The organism is Kitasatospora sp. NPDC114501 (genome assembly GCF_055633695.1).
The window spans coordinates 129,193-144,470 of the sequence record NZ_JBVKDS010000020.1; the positions used below are offsets into that span (position 1 = coordinate 129,193).

Annotated in this window: 10 protein-coding genes and 1 pseudogene; 5 read left to right on the forward strand and 6 right to left on the reverse strand. The window is 75.2% G+C overall.

Features of this window, described 5'->3' with window-relative positions:
- Nucleotides 1–67: 67 nt before the first annotated feature.
- The 3 genes and pseudogenes from ACZ7RU_RS32245 to ACZ7RU_RS32255 all read left to right on the forward strand — a co-directional run.
- On the forward strand, nucleotides 68–4,261 hold the full coding sequence (locus tag ACZ7RU_RS32245) for a HAMP domain-containing protein (RefSeq protein WP_470344515.1): 4,194 nt from the start codon (nucleotides 68–70) through the stop codon (nucleotides 4,259–4,261).
- 46 nt (nucleotides 4,262–4,307) lie between these two features.
- Entirely contained in the window at nucleotides 4,308–6,665 is a 2,358-nt protein-coding gene (locus tag ACZ7RU_RS32250) for a PP2C family protein-serine/threonine phosphatase (protein ID WP_470344516.1), read from the forward strand.
- A 65-nt stretch (nucleotides 6,666–6,730) separates the two neighbouring features.
- Nucleotides 6,731–6,843: pseudogene (locus ACZ7RU_RS32255) on the forward strand (aminoglycoside phosphotransferase); the annotation flags it as partial.
- Nucleotides 6,844–6,866: 23 nt separating this feature from the next.
- On the opposite strand, the gene ACZ7RU_RS32260 reads toward ACZ7RU_RS32255, so the two are convergent.
- A complete protein-coding gene (locus tag ACZ7RU_RS32260) occupies nucleotides 6,867–7,397 on the reverse strand; it encodes a TetR/AcrR family transcriptional regulator (protein ID WP_470344517.1) in 531 nt (176 codons plus the stop codon).
- Between the two features lie 551 nt (nucleotides 7,398–7,948).
- Between ACZ7RU_RS32260 and ACZ7RU_RS32265 the strand changes: the two genes are divergently transcribed.
- A complete protein-coding gene (locus ACZ7RU_RS32265; protein ID WP_470344518.1) occupies nucleotides 7,949–8,332 on the forward strand; it encodes a hypothetical protein in 384 nt (127 codons plus the stop codon).
- Between the two features lie 45 nt (nucleotides 8,333–8,377).
- Nucleotides 8,378–9,520 (forward strand): baeRF2 domain-containing protein, encoded by a 1,143-nt coding sequence (locus tag ACZ7RU_RS32270; protein WP_470344519.1) that lies wholly within the window; start codon nucleotides 8,378–8,380, stop codon nucleotides 9,518–9,520.
- Nucleotides 9,521–9,604: 84 nt separating this feature from the next.
- Here ACZ7RU_RS32270 and ACZ7RU_RS32275 read toward each other — a convergent pair whose 3' ends face one another.
- The 5 genes from ACZ7RU_RS32275 to gcvPA all read right to left on the reverse strand — a co-directional run bounded on the left by ACZ7RU_RS32275 (nucleotide 9,605) and on the right by gcvPA (nucleotide 15,275).
- Complete coding sequence (locus ACZ7RU_RS32275) at nucleotides 9,605–10,258, reverse strand: GntR family transcriptional regulator (RefSeq protein ID WP_470344520.1); 654 nt, start codon at nucleotides 10,256–10,258, stop codon at nucleotides 9,605–9,607.
- A gap of 90 nt (nucleotides 10,259–10,348) precedes the next feature.
- The gene (locus tag ACZ7RU_RS32280; protein ID WP_470344521.1) at nucleotides 10,349–11,095 is read right to left on the reverse strand and encodes an SDR family NAD(P)-dependent oxidoreductase; all 747 of its coding nucleotides are present in this window, start codon (nucleotides 11,093–11,095) and stop codon (nucleotides 10,349–10,351) included.
- Between the two features lie 27 nt (nucleotides 11,096–11,122).
- Nucleotides 11,123–12,322: an ATP-NAD kinase family protein gene (locus ACZ7RU_RS32285; protein WP_470344522.1), complete on the reverse strand. Its 1,200-nt coding sequence runs from the start codon at nucleotides 12,320–12,322 to the stop codon at nucleotides 11,123–11,125.
- Nucleotides 12,319–13,920, reverse strand: a complete 1,602-nt coding sequence (gcvPB, locus tag ACZ7RU_RS32290; protein WP_470344523.1) for an aminomethyl-transferring glycine dehydrogenase subunit GcvPB — start codon at nucleotides 13,918–13,920, stop codon at nucleotides 12,319–12,321. Before gcvPB ends, ACZ7RU_RS32285 begins: the two co-directional genes overlap by 4 nt.
- Complete coding sequence (gcvPA, locus tag ACZ7RU_RS32295; RefSeq protein ID WP_470344524.1) at nucleotides 13,917–15,275, reverse strand: aminomethyl-transferring glycine dehydrogenase subunit GcvPA; 1,359 nt, start codon at nucleotides 15,273–15,275, stop codon at nucleotides 13,917–13,919. Before gcvPA ends, gcvPB begins: the two co-directional genes overlap by 4 nt.
- Nucleotides 15,276–15,278: the final 3 nt, after the last annotated feature.

Below are 15,278 nucleotides of genomic sequence, written 5' to 3' on the forward strand. Positions count from 1 at the left end.
CCGCCCTCGGGGCTGAGGTGTCCGGACGGCGCACCCCGGCCGTGCGGGCGATCCGGACGGTGGACGGATGGACGAGCACCCGGTGGCCGGAGCCCCCGTGCCCGACCCCGCCGAGCAGGCGCTGCGGCAGCTGCTCGCCGGGCTGACGGCCGTGTGCGACGGGGACTTCCGCACCCGGCTCGCTCCGGACCGGCCCGGGGTGCTGGGGGAGATCGCCGTGGTCTTCAACGGCATGGCCGACCAGCTGGCCCGGGTGACCTCGGAGGTGACCAGGGTGGCCCGGGAGGTCGGCACCGACGGGCGGCTCGGCGGCCAGGCCCAGGTGCCGGACGCGACCGGCACCTGGCTGGAGCTGACCGACTCGGTGAACGCGATGGCGGGCAACCTGACCTGGCAGGTCCGCAACATCGCCCAGGTCACCACGGCGGTGGCGCGCGGCGACCTCACCCAGAAGATCGAGGTGGACGCGCGCGGCGAGATCCTGGAGCTCAAGAGCACCGTCAACACCATGGTGGACACGCTCTCCTCGTTCGCGGACGAGGTGACCCGGGTGGCCCGGGAGGTCGGCACCGAGGGCCGGCTCGGCGGCCAGGCGCAGGTGCCGGGCGTCGCCGGGACGTGGCGCGACCTGACCGACTCGGTGAACGCGATGGCGGGCAACCTGACCTGGCAGGTGCGCAACATCGCCCAGGTGGCGACCGCCGTGGCCGAGGGGGACCTCACCCAGAAGATCTCGGTCGCCGCCCGCGGGGAGATCCTGGAGCTCAAGACCACCATCAACACGATGGTCGACCAGCTGTCCGCCTTCGCCGCCGAGGTGACCAGGGTGGCCCGGGAGGTCGGCACCGAGGGCCGCCTCGGCGGCCAGGCGGACGTCCGGGACGTCTCCGGCACCTGGAAGGCGCTGACCGAGTCCGTCAACGTCATGGCCGACAACCTCACCGCCCAGGTCCGCTCGATCGCCGAGGTGACCACCGCCGTCGCGGAGGGCGACCTGACCCAGAAGATCCGGGTCGACGCGCGCGGGGAGATCCTGGAGCTGAAGGAGACCATCAACACGATGGTCGACCAGCTGTCCTCGTTCGCGGACGAGGTGACCAGGGTGGCCCGGGAGGTCGGCACCGCCGGGAACCTGGGCGGCCAGGCCACCGTCCGCGGCGTCTCCGGGACGTGGAAGGACCTCACCGACAACGTCAACGTGATGGCCTCCAACCTCACCGGCCAGGTCCGCTCGATGTCCGAGGTGGCGACCGCGGTGGCCCGCGGCGACCTCTCCCGGAAGATCACCGTCGAGGCCGAGGGCGAGGTCGCGGCCCTCGCCGACGCGATCAACACCATGGTGGACACCCTGTCCGTCTTCGCCGACGAGGTGACCCGGGTCGCCCGCGAGGTCGGCACCGAGGGCATCCTGGGCGGCCAGGCCCGGGTGCCCAACGTCGCCGGGACCTGGAAGGACCTCACCGACAACGTCAACTTCATGGCGCACAACCTGACCAGCCAGGTGCGCAACATCGCCCAGGTCACCACCGCCGTCGCCGAGGGCGACCTGACCCGCAAGATCGACGTGGACGCGCGCGGGGAGATCCTGGAGCTGAAGACCACCGTCAACACGATGGTCGACCTGCTGTCCTCGTTCGCCGCCGAGGTGACCAGGGTGGCCCGGGAGGTCGGCAGCGAGGGCCGGCTCGGCGGGCAGGCCCGGGTGGAGGGCGTCTCCGGCACCTGGAAGCGGCTCACCGAGAACGTCAACGAGCTGGCCGGCAACCTGACCCGGCAGGTCCGGGCGATCGCCGAGGTCACCAGCGCCGTCGCGGCCGGCGACCTGACCCGCTCGATCAGCGTGGACGCCTCCGGCGAGGTCGCCGACCTCAAGGACAACATCAACGCGATGGTCGGATCGCTGCGCGAGAGCACCCTCGCCAACCAGGAGCAGGACTGGCTCAAGACCAACCTGGCCCGCTTCTCCGCCGCCATCCAGGGCCGGCGCGACATCCGCGCCGTCGCCGAGATGATCACCGACGAACTGACCCCGCTGGTCGGCGCCCAGTACGGCGCGTTCTTCCTCGCCGAGGAGGGCGCGGACGGCACCGAACTGGCCCTGATCAGCGCCTACGGCCGCCCGGCCGGCGAGCGGCGGCTACGGCTGGGGGAGACCCTGGTCGGCCAGGCCGCCCGGACCCGGCGGACCGTCGCCGTGGACGAGCTGCCGCCCGGCTACGCCACCGTCTCCTCCGGCGCGGGCAGCGCCGACGCCCGCTCCCTGGTCATCCTGCCGATCGCCCTGGAGGAGTGGCTGATCGGCGTGATGGAGTTCGCCTCCGTCCACCCGTTCACCCAGGTCCACCGCGACTTCCTGGCCCAGTTCGCCGAAGCCTGCGGGGTCAACCTGGGCAACCTGCTGGCCAATGCCCGCACCGACGAGCTGCTCGGCGAGTCCCAGCGGCTGACCGCCGAACTCCAGGCCCGATCCGAGGAGTTGCAGGAAGGGCAGGAGGAACTGCGGCGCTCCAACGCCGAGTTGGAGGAGAAGGCCGCGCTGCTCGCCCAGCGCAACCGGGACATCGAGGCGAAGAACCTGGAGATCGAGCAGGCGCGTCAGGAACTGGAGGAACGGGCACGGGAGTTGACCCTCGCCTCGATGTACAAGTCGGAGTTCCTGGCCAACATGAGCCATGAGCTACGGACCCCGCTGAACAGCCTGCTCATCCTCGCCCAGCTGCTCGCCGAGAACAGCGGCGGCAACCTCACCCCCAAGCAGGTCGAGTACGCGGGCGTGATCCACTCGGCCGGCACCGACCTGCTCCAGCTCATCAACGACATCCTCGACCTCTCCAAGGTGGAGGCCGGGAAGATGGACCTGGCCATCGAACCCTTCGCGGTGCGCGAGCTGCTGGAGTACGTGGAGTCCGGCTTCCGGCCGCTGGCCGACCAGAAGGGGCTGGCCTTCGAGGTGTCCGTCGACCGGAACACGCCGGAGCGGATCGTCACCGACCAGTCCCGGCTGCGCCAGGTGCTGCGCAACCTGCTTTCCAACGCCGTCAAGTTCACCGACGTCGGCCGGGTCGAGCTGCACATCGAACGCGTGGAGGAGGCGGACCTGCCGCCCGGACTCGGCCGGACCCGTGCCGCGGTGGCCTTCCACGTGGACGACACCGGGATCGGCATCGACCCGGCCCACCTGGACACCATCTTCGGCGCCTTCCAGCAGGCCGACGGATCCACCGCGCGGCGCTTCGGCGGCACCGGCCTCGGGCTGTCGATCAGCCGGGAGCTCGCCCGGCTGCTCGGCGGCACCCTCACCGTGCGCTCCGCGGCCGGGCAGGGCAGCCGGTTCACGCTGTACCTGCCGCTGGGCGAGGCCGAGCAGACGCCGGACGGCGCGGCCGGGCCGCGGGTCCTGGTCGTGGAACCCGACCCGCCGGGGCTGCTCACCCAGCTCGCCCGGGCGGCGGTGGGGACTTCCCCGGGCGGGTCCTCGGACGGTCCGACGGGCGGTTCTCCGGACGTACCGGCGGAGGGCGGGCCTTCGGACGGCCGGCCCCCGGAGGGCTGGCCGTCCTCGGCCGTACGGGTCGACGGGGTGGGCGACGAAGCCGGGCTGCGGGCCGCGCTCGCCGGCGGGCCGTACCGGTGCGTGCTGCTGGACCTGGTCGGCTCCGCGCACCTCGCCCCGTTGCTCGGACAGCTCACGGCGGGCGGCACGCCGGTGCTCGGCTATGGGGCCTGCGGTGCGCGGCCCGACGGCGTGGAGCAGGTCGGCGGACTCGACGAGCTGCGGGTGCGGGTGATCCGGGCGCTCGGTGGCGAGCCCCCGGCCGTCCGGGAGCCCGGGGAGGCGGAGGAGGCCGCGCGAACCGGCGACGCCCCGGCCGTGGCCGGGCCTCTCGCCGGTCGGACCGTGCTGATCGTCGACGACGACATCCGCAACGTCTTCGCACTCACCGCCGCCCTGGAACGGCACGGACTGGACGTCCTGCACGCCGCCGACGGCCGGGCCGGGCTCGACCTGCTGCGCGCCCACCCGGAGACCGACCTGGTGCTGATGGACGTCATGATGCCCGGACTGGACGGCTACGCGGCCATCGCGGCGATCCGCGCCGACCCGCGCTTCGAACGGCTGCCGGTCGTCGCCGTCACCGCCAAGGCCATGCCCGGCGACCGGGACCGCAGCCTGGCCGCCGGGGCCGACGACCACGTCACCAAGCCGGTCGACACCCGCCGGCTGCTGGAGCGGATGCGGGACTGGCTGGACGCGTCATGACCGCTCCTCGGCACGGGCGAACCGCGCTCCGACCCCGGGGTGTGCGGTGACCGCCGGGCGGGATGCCACCGGCCAGGAGTCCGCCGGGCGGGATTCCGCCGAGCGCACCGCCCGGGCCCTGGCCGAGACCGTCCGCCGCCTCCAGGCCGCCGCCGCCCGGTCACACACCGAGGCCCGGACCAGGGCCGCCGTCGACCTCGCCACCGGCATCCTGGCCGAGCGGCTCGGCCTGCCGGTCGCCGAGGCCGCCGCGCACCTCGCCCGGCTGGCCCGGGAGGCGGGCGTGCCGGTGCTCGCGCTGGCGGCGGACGTCGCGGGGCTGCCGGAGCCGGGTCCGGGCCCCGGCCAGGAGCCGGCACAGGAACCGGAGGCGGGGCCCGGGCGGTCCGCCGTCGGCCTGACCGCCGTCGAACCGCCGGAGGCCGGCCCGCCCGTCGCGCCCGCGCTCGCCGCGGCGTCCGACCTGGAACACGCCGCCGGGGCCGTCCTGGACCACGCCGCGGCGGCGCTCGGCGTCCGTGCCGTTGCCGTCTGGCTCCGGCTGCCCGGCGGTGCGCTGGCCCTCGCCGCGCACGCCGGGCTGTCCGCCGAGGAGGCGGCCGGCTGGGCCCGGGTACCGCCCGGCGTGCCCACCCCGGCGCAGCTGGTCGTCGGCGGCGGAGCCGAGCTGTGGCCCGGCGACCCGGGGACGGACGCGCCCTCGGTGGGCGCCGACGCCGCCCGGGCGGTCCTCCCGCTGATCGACCGGCGCCGCCGCCGCGGCGCGCTGGAGCTGCTCTGGCCGGCCGCCGGCCCGGGATCCGCCCCGGTGCTCGGCCCGGCCCAGCGCCGCGAGCTGTGCGCCCTCGCCGACCTGTGCACCACCCTGCTCGGCCCGCCCCCGGAGCCGGTGGCCCCCGAGCAGGCCGCCGTCCTCCTGGACGGGCTGCTCACCCCCGCGCTGCTGCTCGCTCCCGCCGTCCGGGCCGAGCGGATCGCCGACTTCACGGTGCTGCGGGTCAGCGCCGGGTTCCGCGACCCGCTCGGCCGCTCCCGGGCGGAACTGGAGGGCGCCTCGTTGCTGGAGACCTATCCGGCCGCCTGCGCCGCCGGACTGCTCGACCGGCTGCTGCGCGCGTACGAGACCGGCGTGCCGTCGACCGCCGAACCGGTCCGGCTGGCCTTCCGCGAGCACGGGCCGGCCGTCCCGGTGGCCGTGCTGCTCTCGGTCGTCCCGCTCGGCGCCCGGCTGCTGGTCTGCTGGCAGCTGGACGACGAGCGGGAGGACGACGAGCGCACCGCCCTGCTGCGCCAGGCCCAGCGGCTGGCCCGGGTGGCCGGGTTCGAGGAGCGCCCCGCCGAGGGCCGGATCCGCTGGAGCGACGGGCTGCGCGAGCTGTACGGGCTGCCGCCGGGTGCCGCGCCCGTACCGCTGGACCGGCTTGCCCGGCACACCCACCCGGACGACCGGCCGGCGATCCGGCGGCTGCTGGACACCGTCCGGCACCACCACCGCACCGCCTCCGCGGTGGTCCGGCTGGACCGCCCGGACGGCACCTACCGCTTCACCCGGGTGATCGCCGAACCGGTGGTGGACGAGGCCGGCCGGCTGGTCGCCGTCCGCGGCGCCTACCACGACGTCTCCGCCCAGCACTGGACGGAGGTCGCGCTCGGCGCCACCCGGGAGCGGCTGGCCGACACCGAGCAGGAGTCCGCCGAGCGGGCGCAGCTGGCGCTCCGGCTCCAGCAGGCGATCCTGCCGGCCGCGCCGCCCCCGCTCGGCGTCACCGGCCTGCACGCCGCCGTCCGCTACCGCCCCGCCGGCCAGCGCGACCGGGTCGGCGGCGACTGGTACGACGTGCTGGTGCTGCCCGACCGGCGGGTGCTGCTCGCGGTCGGGGACGTGGCCGGGCACGGCGTCGGCGCGGCCACCGGGATGGTCGCGCTGCGGCACGCGCTGCGCGGCCTCGCCGTCACCGGGGCCGGCCCCGGCCGGCTGCTGGGCTGGGCCAACACCGTGGCCCTGCGCGAACCGGGCCAGATCACCGCGACCGCCGTCTGCGTGCTGCTGGACCCGGTCAGCGGCGAACTGCGCTGGGCCCGGGCCGGCCACCTGCCGCCGATCCGGCTCGGCCCGGACGGCGCCCACGTGCTGCCGCTGCCGCACGGCGTGTTGCTCGGCGCGCTCGACGACGCCGAGTACGAGGAGCACACCGCCCGGCTCGACCCGGGGGACGTCCTGCTGCTCTACACCGACGGACTGGTCGAGCGCCGGGACCGCCCGGTGGAGGAGTCGGTGGAGCAACTGCTCCGGGCGGCCGGCGCCCCGGGCCCGGACCTGGAGCAGTACCTTGACCGGCTGCTCGAACTCAGCCCCGCCGACACCGACGACGACACCTGCCTGATCGCCGTCCAGACCGAATAGCGCCACGCGGGCGGGTCTCCCGACCGGCGTTGCTCCGGATGACCCACTCCGGGACCGGGACCATCGCGAAGCTGGTCCGCGACCTGCTGCGCGACCAGCACCCCGACCTGGCCGACGTCCCGTGACGCTCGGCGCCAGCGGCTGTGACAACCAGCTGTGGCGGCTCGGCGACGACCTCGTGCCGGGCGTGAGGAAGGGCGGCTACTTCAGCGGCCTCGCTGACCGTCGGCCCGCCGCGGACGCGAAGCCGGGCTCGATGAGATCGAAGACCTCCTCCACCGCGGCCGGCGGGTTCTCGGCGTCCCGGGCCAGGGAGTACGCGTCCAGGGTGAAGCGGGCGAGCGCACGACAGGCGGCGGCGGACGTGGGTGCCTCGGGGTCTGAGGAGATGGCGGAGACGGGGGCCTGCTCGTGCCGCGCCCGCATTCGGGAGGCGTAGCCGCGCAGCGCGGCCGAGCTTTCGACGAGGGTCCAGAACGAGACGGATTTCGGTGTGGAGAACCATCGGGCGGCGTCGAGCACCTCGGCGCGCAGCGCGTCGAGCAGCGACTGATCGGGACTCCGGTTCGCTACCGCGCCGACCAGGCGTTCCTCGTGGTGTTCGTCCTGGTCGAAGTCCAGTGCCTCCTTGGCGGCGAAGTGTGCGAACACGGTGGTCACGGCGACGTCCGCTTCCTGTGCCACGTCGCGCATGCCCACCTCGTCATGGCCGTGTTCCACGAAGAGGCGCAACGCGAGCTCCCTACCGGTTCGGCCTCGGCCCGCTGCCCGACGTCGCCGGGGTCAACGCCTACCCGATCGGCTCCGACCTGATCGACCCGCACGCCGCGGCGGGGTCGGCGTATCAGGCTCACGACGGCGAACTCGTCGTGGTCCGCCCGGACGGACACGTCGGACTGCGCACCCGGGACGCAGCCGCCGTCACCGCGTACCCGGCCGCCGTGACGGCAGGCTGAGCGGGACCCCGGTCACTTCGCACAAGACCGGTGACTTCACACGAGAGGTGGAAGACGACGACTTCGCCCGCGTCCTCGGCGGCAGCGATCTCCCTGCGGCGTGGATCGGGGATCCCAGCGTGTGGCCGCGGAGTCATGGCCACTCGTTGACGGCAGGCGATGAGGACAGTCGCCTCGTGGCGGACCGCGAGCTCCTCGTATCGAGTGGCGACAGCCCGGTTCCTCCGGGTTCCGCCGTGTCGCCCGGCGGCCGTTAGGGGCTGCCGGGGGCGGGTAGACGCGACCGGACGAGGGGGGCCGAGACCAGGACGGAAGGGACCGATCCCCATGTTGCTGCTGGGACTTCTGCTGATGGCGGCGTCCGGAGCGTTCGTCGGACTGCTGATCGCGGACAACCTCTCCGGCGGGCCCGACTACCAGGTGACGATCCTGGGCAACGACCTGGTGACGCTGAACAGCCTGAGCATCTTCCTCGCCGGGGTGGCGCTGGCCCTGATCTTCTGCCTCGGCCTCGCGATGATGCGGCTGGCCCGGCGGACGCCGCGACGGGTGCGGCGGGCGCGGCCGGTCGCGGCTCCCGTGGAACGCGAACGCACCGTGGGCGGCTCCGACGACATGCGGGTGCCGCCCGAGGAGCGGGCCGCCGAGCAGGGCGGCCGGGAGACGGCGGCGCGACCGGGCGGCCGGATCCGGCACATGTTCGGACACTGACCACCCGTCGCCGGCCGAACCGACCCGCCACTCCCGGAGGCCGTCATGGACCTCGCCTTCCTCACCCCGCTGCTGGACCGGCCCGGCCCCTGGGCCTCGGTCCACCTCGACACCTCCCGCGCCACCGAGGACGCCGCCCGGCGGCGGGCGCTGATCGACCGCGCCGCCGTCCAGCGGCTGGCCGAGGCCGGCGCCGACGGGGCGACCTGCGCGGCCGTCCGCGACCACCTGGCCGCGATGCCCGCGGCCGGCTCCCCGCCCGGCCGGGCGGTGTTCGCCGCGGACGGCGAGGTCGCGCTGGACGTGCCGCTCGCCGTCTCCCCGCCCGACGTCGCCGTCACCTGGGCCCCGCTCCCGCACACCGGCCCGCTGCTCGGCCTGCTGGACGACGCGGTGCCCGCCTGCCTGGTCGCCGCCGTCGACCGCACCGGCGCCGACCTGCGACGCTACGAACTCGGGCACGGCGAGCCGATGGGCACCGTCGAGGGCCCGCAGTGGCAGGGCCGGGGCCACCGCGCCCCGCCCGCCGACCGCTACGAGTGGCACTACCGGCACCGGGTCGAGGACACCTGGGAGCGCACCGCCGGGATCGTCGCCGAGCACCTCACCCGGAGCTGGCCGCACAGCGGTGCCCACCTGCTCGTCCTCACCGGCGGTACCCGGGAGCGCCGCGCCGTCCACGACCGGCTGCCCCCGCAACTCCGGGAAGTGACCGTCGAGTTGGACGGGGGAGCCGCCGGGGGAGCCTTCGACCGGCGCCTCGCCGAGGCCTGGGCCGACCACCGCGGCCGGCACCTGGCCGAGCTGCTGGACGCCTTCCGCACCGGTGTCGGCCGTCCCGGCGGACACCGCACCGACGGCGACGGCACCGAGACCGCGCCCGGACCGGCCGCCCAGGGCATCCCCGCGGTGGTGAGCGCCGCCCGGCAGCACCAGCTCGCCGCGCTGCTCCTGCAGACCGGCGGCCACGACCCGGAGCGTCCGGTGTGGACCGGCCCCGAGCCCGAGCACCTCGGCGTCGACCGGGCCGACCTGCGCCGCATGGGCGTCCGCCACCCGGAGCAGGCCCCCGCCGCCGACGCCCTGCTGCGCGCCGCCACGGCCTGCGCGGCCGAGGCCGTGCTCGTCCCGGAGACCGTCCCCGGCCCGCCGGGTGGCCTCGGCGCGGTGCTGCGCTGGCCCGCCTGAACGCCGGAGGTACCTGTCGCTCCGTCGAGGGCGGAGCGACCGGTGCCGGGCCTACCAGATGCGGTACGCCCGGGCCTCGGCCGCTCAGCGGGCGGCGATCGGGGGCAGCCGGTCCAGGATGCGCTCCATGCCGCTGGTCCAGTTGGCCTCCAGCGCGGCGACGGCCTGGTCGAGGTCGCCGTCCAGCAGGCACTGGGCGATCCGCTCGTGCTCCTCGGCGGCGCGTTCCAGGATCTCGTGGTCGCCCACCACCACCCGCTCGTAGCGGTGCAGGGTGAGCTTGAGCGAGTCGATCATCTCGCGCAGCCGGGCGTTGGCGCAGCCGGAGAGCAGCAGGGCGTGCCAGGCGTCGTCGTAGCGCTCTATCGTGCCGTGCGGGGCCTGCGGGGCGGAGAAGGCGCGGGCCTCGGCGAGCAGCCGGGGGGCGATCTCGGCGAGGTGTGCCGGGTCGGAGGTGCGCAGGGCCAGCGACTCCAGGGCGATCACGATCGCGGTGAGGTCGAGGAACTCCTGTTTGCCGGTGGGGGCGAAGCGGAAGCCCTTGCCGCGCTCGCTGGTGATGATGCCCTCGCGTTCCAGGCTGATCAGGGCCTCGCGCAGGGGGGTTCGGCTGACGCCCAGCTCCTCGGCGAGCTGGACCTCGTTGATCGACTCGCCGGGGGTGAACCGGCCGCGGCCGAGCTGCTCCAGGAGTTCGTCCTTGACCTGCTCGCGCAGCGGACGCCGCTCGATCGCCATCGGGCTTCCTTTCGTTCTCGGTCGGTAGCGTACCGGCCGGGCGACCGGCACCGGCGGTCGGGCGCCCGGGGCCGGGTACGGGGGTGCGGGTCAGGCGGTGCCGGCTCCGTCCACGGCGATGACCGCGCCGCTGACGAAGGCGGCGGCGTCGCTGGCCAGGAAGGCCACGGTCCGGGCGATGTCCCGGGGTTGGCCGATCCGGCCGAGCGGGCGGTCGGCGGCGTCGGTGTAGAAGGTGTCCGGGTCCTCGCCGAGCTGGCGGGCCTCCTCGGCGAGCATGCCGGTGTCGGTGTCGCCCGGGCAGACGCAGTTGACCCGGATGTTGTCCGGGCCGTGGTCGATGGCCATCGCCCGGGTCATGTTGACCACGGCGCCCTTGGAGGCGCAGTAGGAGACGGCCCGGCCGCCGCCCCTGATGCCCCAGCCGGAGCCGGTGTTGACGATGCTGCCGCCGCCGTTCGCGGCCATCAGCGGCACCACCAGCCCGCTGAGCAGCATGATCGAGCGGACGTTGACGGCCATCACCAGGTCCCAGTCCTCGTCGCTGATCTCGGTGACGGTGGAGCGGCGGATGATGCCCGCGTTGTTGAACAGCACGTCCACGCCGCCGTGTTGCTCCACCGCGGCGCGTACGGCCCGCTCGCAGTCGGCGCGTCGGGAGACGTCGCAGCGGACGAAGGTGCCGCCGGTCTCCTTGGCGGCCTGTTCGCCGCGCTCGGCGTCGAGGTCGAGGAGGACGACGGCCGCGCCGAGTTCGGCGAGCAGGGCGGCGGTGGCCCGGCCGATGCCGGAGGCGGCGCCGGTGACGATCGCGCGCTTGCCGTGCAGGTCGATCATGGGGAGCTCCTCTGCGAGGGGGGAGGGTCAGGCGGAGAGGCGGTAGACGGCGCCGGAGCGGCGGCCGGTGATCACCCGGATGTGGCCGGCGAGGGCGTCGTCCAGGTCGGGGTCGCCGGTGTCCAGCAGCAGCGGGCGCCCCGCCAGGGCGGCGAGCTTCGCCTCGGTGGCGAGCACCAGCAGCCTCTCCCGGCCCGTGGCGCGCAGCAGTTCGGGGCTGAGCTGCTGGTTGCCGCGGCCGAGCAGGAAGCCCTGGCCGCCGATCGGGGAGAGGGCGATGAAGGGGGTGGTGGGCAGGGAGCGCAGCTGGTCCGCCCGGGCGTCGCGGATCAGCACCCGGGCGGCGGTGGCGAGGCCGTCGGCGTGCCCGGGGCCGAGGGCCTGGCGTCGGACACGCGTCCGCGGGGCGCCGGCGGGGCCGAGCCGCAGCAGGTCGACGCCGGTCAGGCTGGTGTCCGGCGCGCCGAGCGCGGTGGCCACCGCGTGGGTGGTGCTGCCGGGCCCGAGGACCAGCAGCCCGCCGGGGCCGACCCGTTCGGCGACCTCGGCGGCGAGGCCGGCCGGCGTCCCCGGGTCGGGCCCGGAGCTGCCGGTCTTGCGCTGCTGCACCCGGGTGGGCAGCACCGGGACGGTTAGCCGGCCGTACAGCCGGGCGGAGACCAGGCCGGCCCGCAGCGCGGCCTCGTCCCGGTCGACCACCTCGGCGGCCGCCAGGCGCACGCCCCGGCCGGCCGCCCAGGCCGCCGCGACCTCGGCGGCGGCCCGGGGGTGGACGGCGAACACCGCGGAGTGCATCTTGACCCCGGCCGGGATGCCCAGCACCGGCAGGCGGGGTTCGGGCCCGAGCGCCTCCAGTACGTCGCGGGCGGTGCCGTCGCCGCCGCAGAACAGCAGCAGTCCGGCGCCGGCCGCGACCAGGGCGCGCACCGCCGCCCGGGTGTCGGCGGCGGTGGTCGCCGCCCCGGCGGGCCGGTGGACGACCCGCGCGGGCCGTCCGGCCGCCCGGGCGGCGTCGGCGCCCATCGGGCCGTCGGCGGTGATCAGCTCCACGCCGGGCAGGTCGCGGAGCGTCAGCGCGGCCCGGGCGACGGCCTGCGGGTCGGCCCCGAGTTCCAGGGCCCGCCGCTGGACGTCGGCGCCGTCGCTGCCCTTGAGGCCGACCCGGCCGCCGAGCCCGGCGACCGGGTTGACCACGAGCCCGATCCGGGCGCCCGGGGCGGACGTCACGGCCGCTCGCCCAGGACCTTGCGGCGGTAGGCGCGCCAGCTGACCGCCCAGACCGCCGGGTCGTCCAGCGGTTCGGGCCGGATCCGGTGCACGGTGGAGTTGTGCGGCGCGGTGCGGACGGTCTCCGGGTCCTCGTACGCCTCTCGGGCGACCTCGGCCAGGATCGCCGCGTACTCGTCCAGGTCGGCCCGGGAGTAGGACTCGGTGGGCTCCAGGGTCATCGGCTCGGGGACGACGTACGGGTGGTGGCTGGTCCAGTAGTGGGTGCCGAAGTCGGCGGCGCGGTAGCCGAGGTCCTCGCTGTGCAGGCCGGTGTCCTCGTTGAGCCGCTGCCAGCTGTAGCGGACCTGCTCGACCCGGGGGCGGCCCTCGGCGTACGGGACGGAGACGCCGCGGATCCGCCGCACCCGGTGCAGCAGGTAGTTGTTGTTGAGCACGGCGGTCTCGGCGGCCGCGCGCAGCCCCTCGGCGCCCAGGGCGGCGATCCAGGCGTAGGCGCGCACCAGGTTCGGCACGACGCCCAGGTAGGGGCGGATCTTGCCGACCGAGTCCGGCCGGTCGTCGTCCAGGTAGTACCGTTCGCCGTCGAACTCGACGGTGGGGCGCGGCAGGTGGGGCGCCAGCTCGGCGGTGACGCCGCAGGCGCCGGCCGCCGGGCCGCCGCAGGCGTGCGGGGTGGAGAAGGTCTTGTGCAGGTTGAAGTGGCACAGGTCGAAGCCGGCCTCGCGGGCCCGGGTGATGCCGAGGATGCCGTTGGCGTTGGCCTGGTCGTAGGCGCACAGGCCGCCGGCCTCGTGGACGATCCGGACGAACTCGGCGATCCGGGGGTTGTAGATGCCGGTGTCCTCGGGGTTGGTGATCAGGAGGGCGGCGGTGCGCGGGCCGACGGCGGCGCGCAGCGCCTCGATGTCGGGGTAGCCGTCGGCGTCCGGGTGCAGGGTGATCACCCGGTAGCCGGCGGTCCTGGCGCAGGCGGCGTTGGAGGGGTGGGAGAAGGCGGTGGTGATGACCTCGTCGCGCTGTTCCGGCTCGCCGCGCGCGGCGTGGTACGCGCGGATCACCGAGACGTTCGTCCAGATCGCCGCCGAGCCCGCGCCGGGCTGGAGGCTGACCCGGTCCATGCCGGAGATCTCCTTGAGCGACTGCTCCAGCCGGTGGACGAGTTCGAGCACGCCCTGGACGGTGGAGGCGTCCTGGGCCGGGTGCAGGGCGGCGATCCGGGGGTCGCGGACGAAGGTGTCGTTGACCTTGGGGCTGTACTTCATGGTGCAGGTGCCCTGGCCGACGTCCACGTTGAGGTCGGCGCCGAGGTTCTCCTGGGAGAGCCGCAGGTAGTGCCGGAGCACCTGCTGCTGGCCGAGTTCGGGCAGGGCGGGCGGTACGGCGCGGCGCAGTGCGGCGGGCAGCCGCTCGGCCGGGTCGCCGACGGCGGCGGTGACGGCGGGCTCGGGCAGCGGGGGCAGGACGCCGCGCTCGCCGGGGGTGCCCAGCTCGAAGACCAGCTTCTCGTCCCAGCGGGCCTGGTGGAAGCGGCGCAGCGCGGGTTTGGCGGCGATCCGCGGGTCCACCGGCCGGGTGGTCTCCTGACGGTTCGTCACTTCACGATCTCCTCAAGCGCGTCGGCGAGGCGGTCGATGTCGGTCCGGGTGTGCAGTTCGGTCACGCAGTACCGGCCCTCGTGCGGCCCGGCCGGGGTGCCGCCGTGCAGGCCGAGGGCGAGCAGTGCCGCGGCGATCTCGGCGGCGCCGCGCTCGCCGGTGTAGCGGACGGTGAAGTCGGCGAAGTGCACGGCCTCGGGGTCCTCCAGCTCCACGCCGGGGACGCGGGCCAGGCGCCGGCGGGCGTACTCGGTGTTGGCGAGGATCGTCCCGCCGATCTCGCGCATGCCGTGCGGTCCCATCAGCGCGAGGTAGACCCCGGCGGCGATGCCGTGCAGGGCGGCGGCGGTGCCGACCCATTCCTTGCCCTCCTCGCGCAGTGCGAAGGAGGTGCGCTCGTACGCGACGTCGCCGAAGCCGTACTCGCCGGGGACGTCGGTGGGGGTGAGGCCGAACAGCCGGCTGGGGTACTCGGCGACCAGCCGCTCGTCGTCCGGGCTGCCGATGAAGCCGGCGTTGCCGCCGCCGAAGCTCGGGTGGATGCCGAGCGGCTGGAGGTCGCCGCAGGTGAGGTCGGCGCCGAGTTCGGCGGGCGGGGTGAGCACGCCGAGGCTGAGCGGGTTGACGTGGACCACCGCCAGGGCCCCGGCCCGGTGGGCGAGTTCGACGTACTGCGGCAGGTCCCGGTCCACCCGGCCGCGGTGGTCGGTCAGTTGGGCGTAGACCGCGGCCGTGTCGCCCTGCTCCAGCGCGGCCCGGACGGCGGCGGGTCCGGCCGGGACGGGCACCAGTTCGTGGACGCCCCGGACGTAGTCGCGGATCCGGGACAGCCGGTCCGGGTCGATCGCGCCGACCAGCACCAGCCGGCGCCGCCCGGTGGCCCGTCCGGCCATCCGCAGCGCGGTCGCAGCGGCCTGGAAGCCGTCGTACGTCGGCACGTTGACGACGTCGACGGCCAGCAGCTCGGCCATCAGCGACTGGTACTCCCACAGCGCCTGGAAGCGGCCGTGGTCCTCGTACGGTTCGCCCGCGTAGGCGGTGAGGAACTCGCTGCGGTTGACGATCTCGTCCACCACGGCGGGTACGTGGTGGCGGTAGCAGCCGGCGCCGAGGAAGCTGCGGCCCGGCGGCACGGCGGTGTTGCGGGCGAGCAACTCCTCCATGTGGTCGACCAGTCGGGCCTCGGAGGCCAGCGGCTCGGGCAGCCGCAGCGGGCGGTCCAGCCGGAGGGCGGCGGGGATGTCGGCGTAGAACTCCTCGACGTCCTGGGCGCCGATCGCCGCCAGCATCGCTTTCCTCACCTGCGGGGCGGAGTTGGGGATGTACGGGTGGGTCCGGGGGGCGCGTGTGCTCATCCT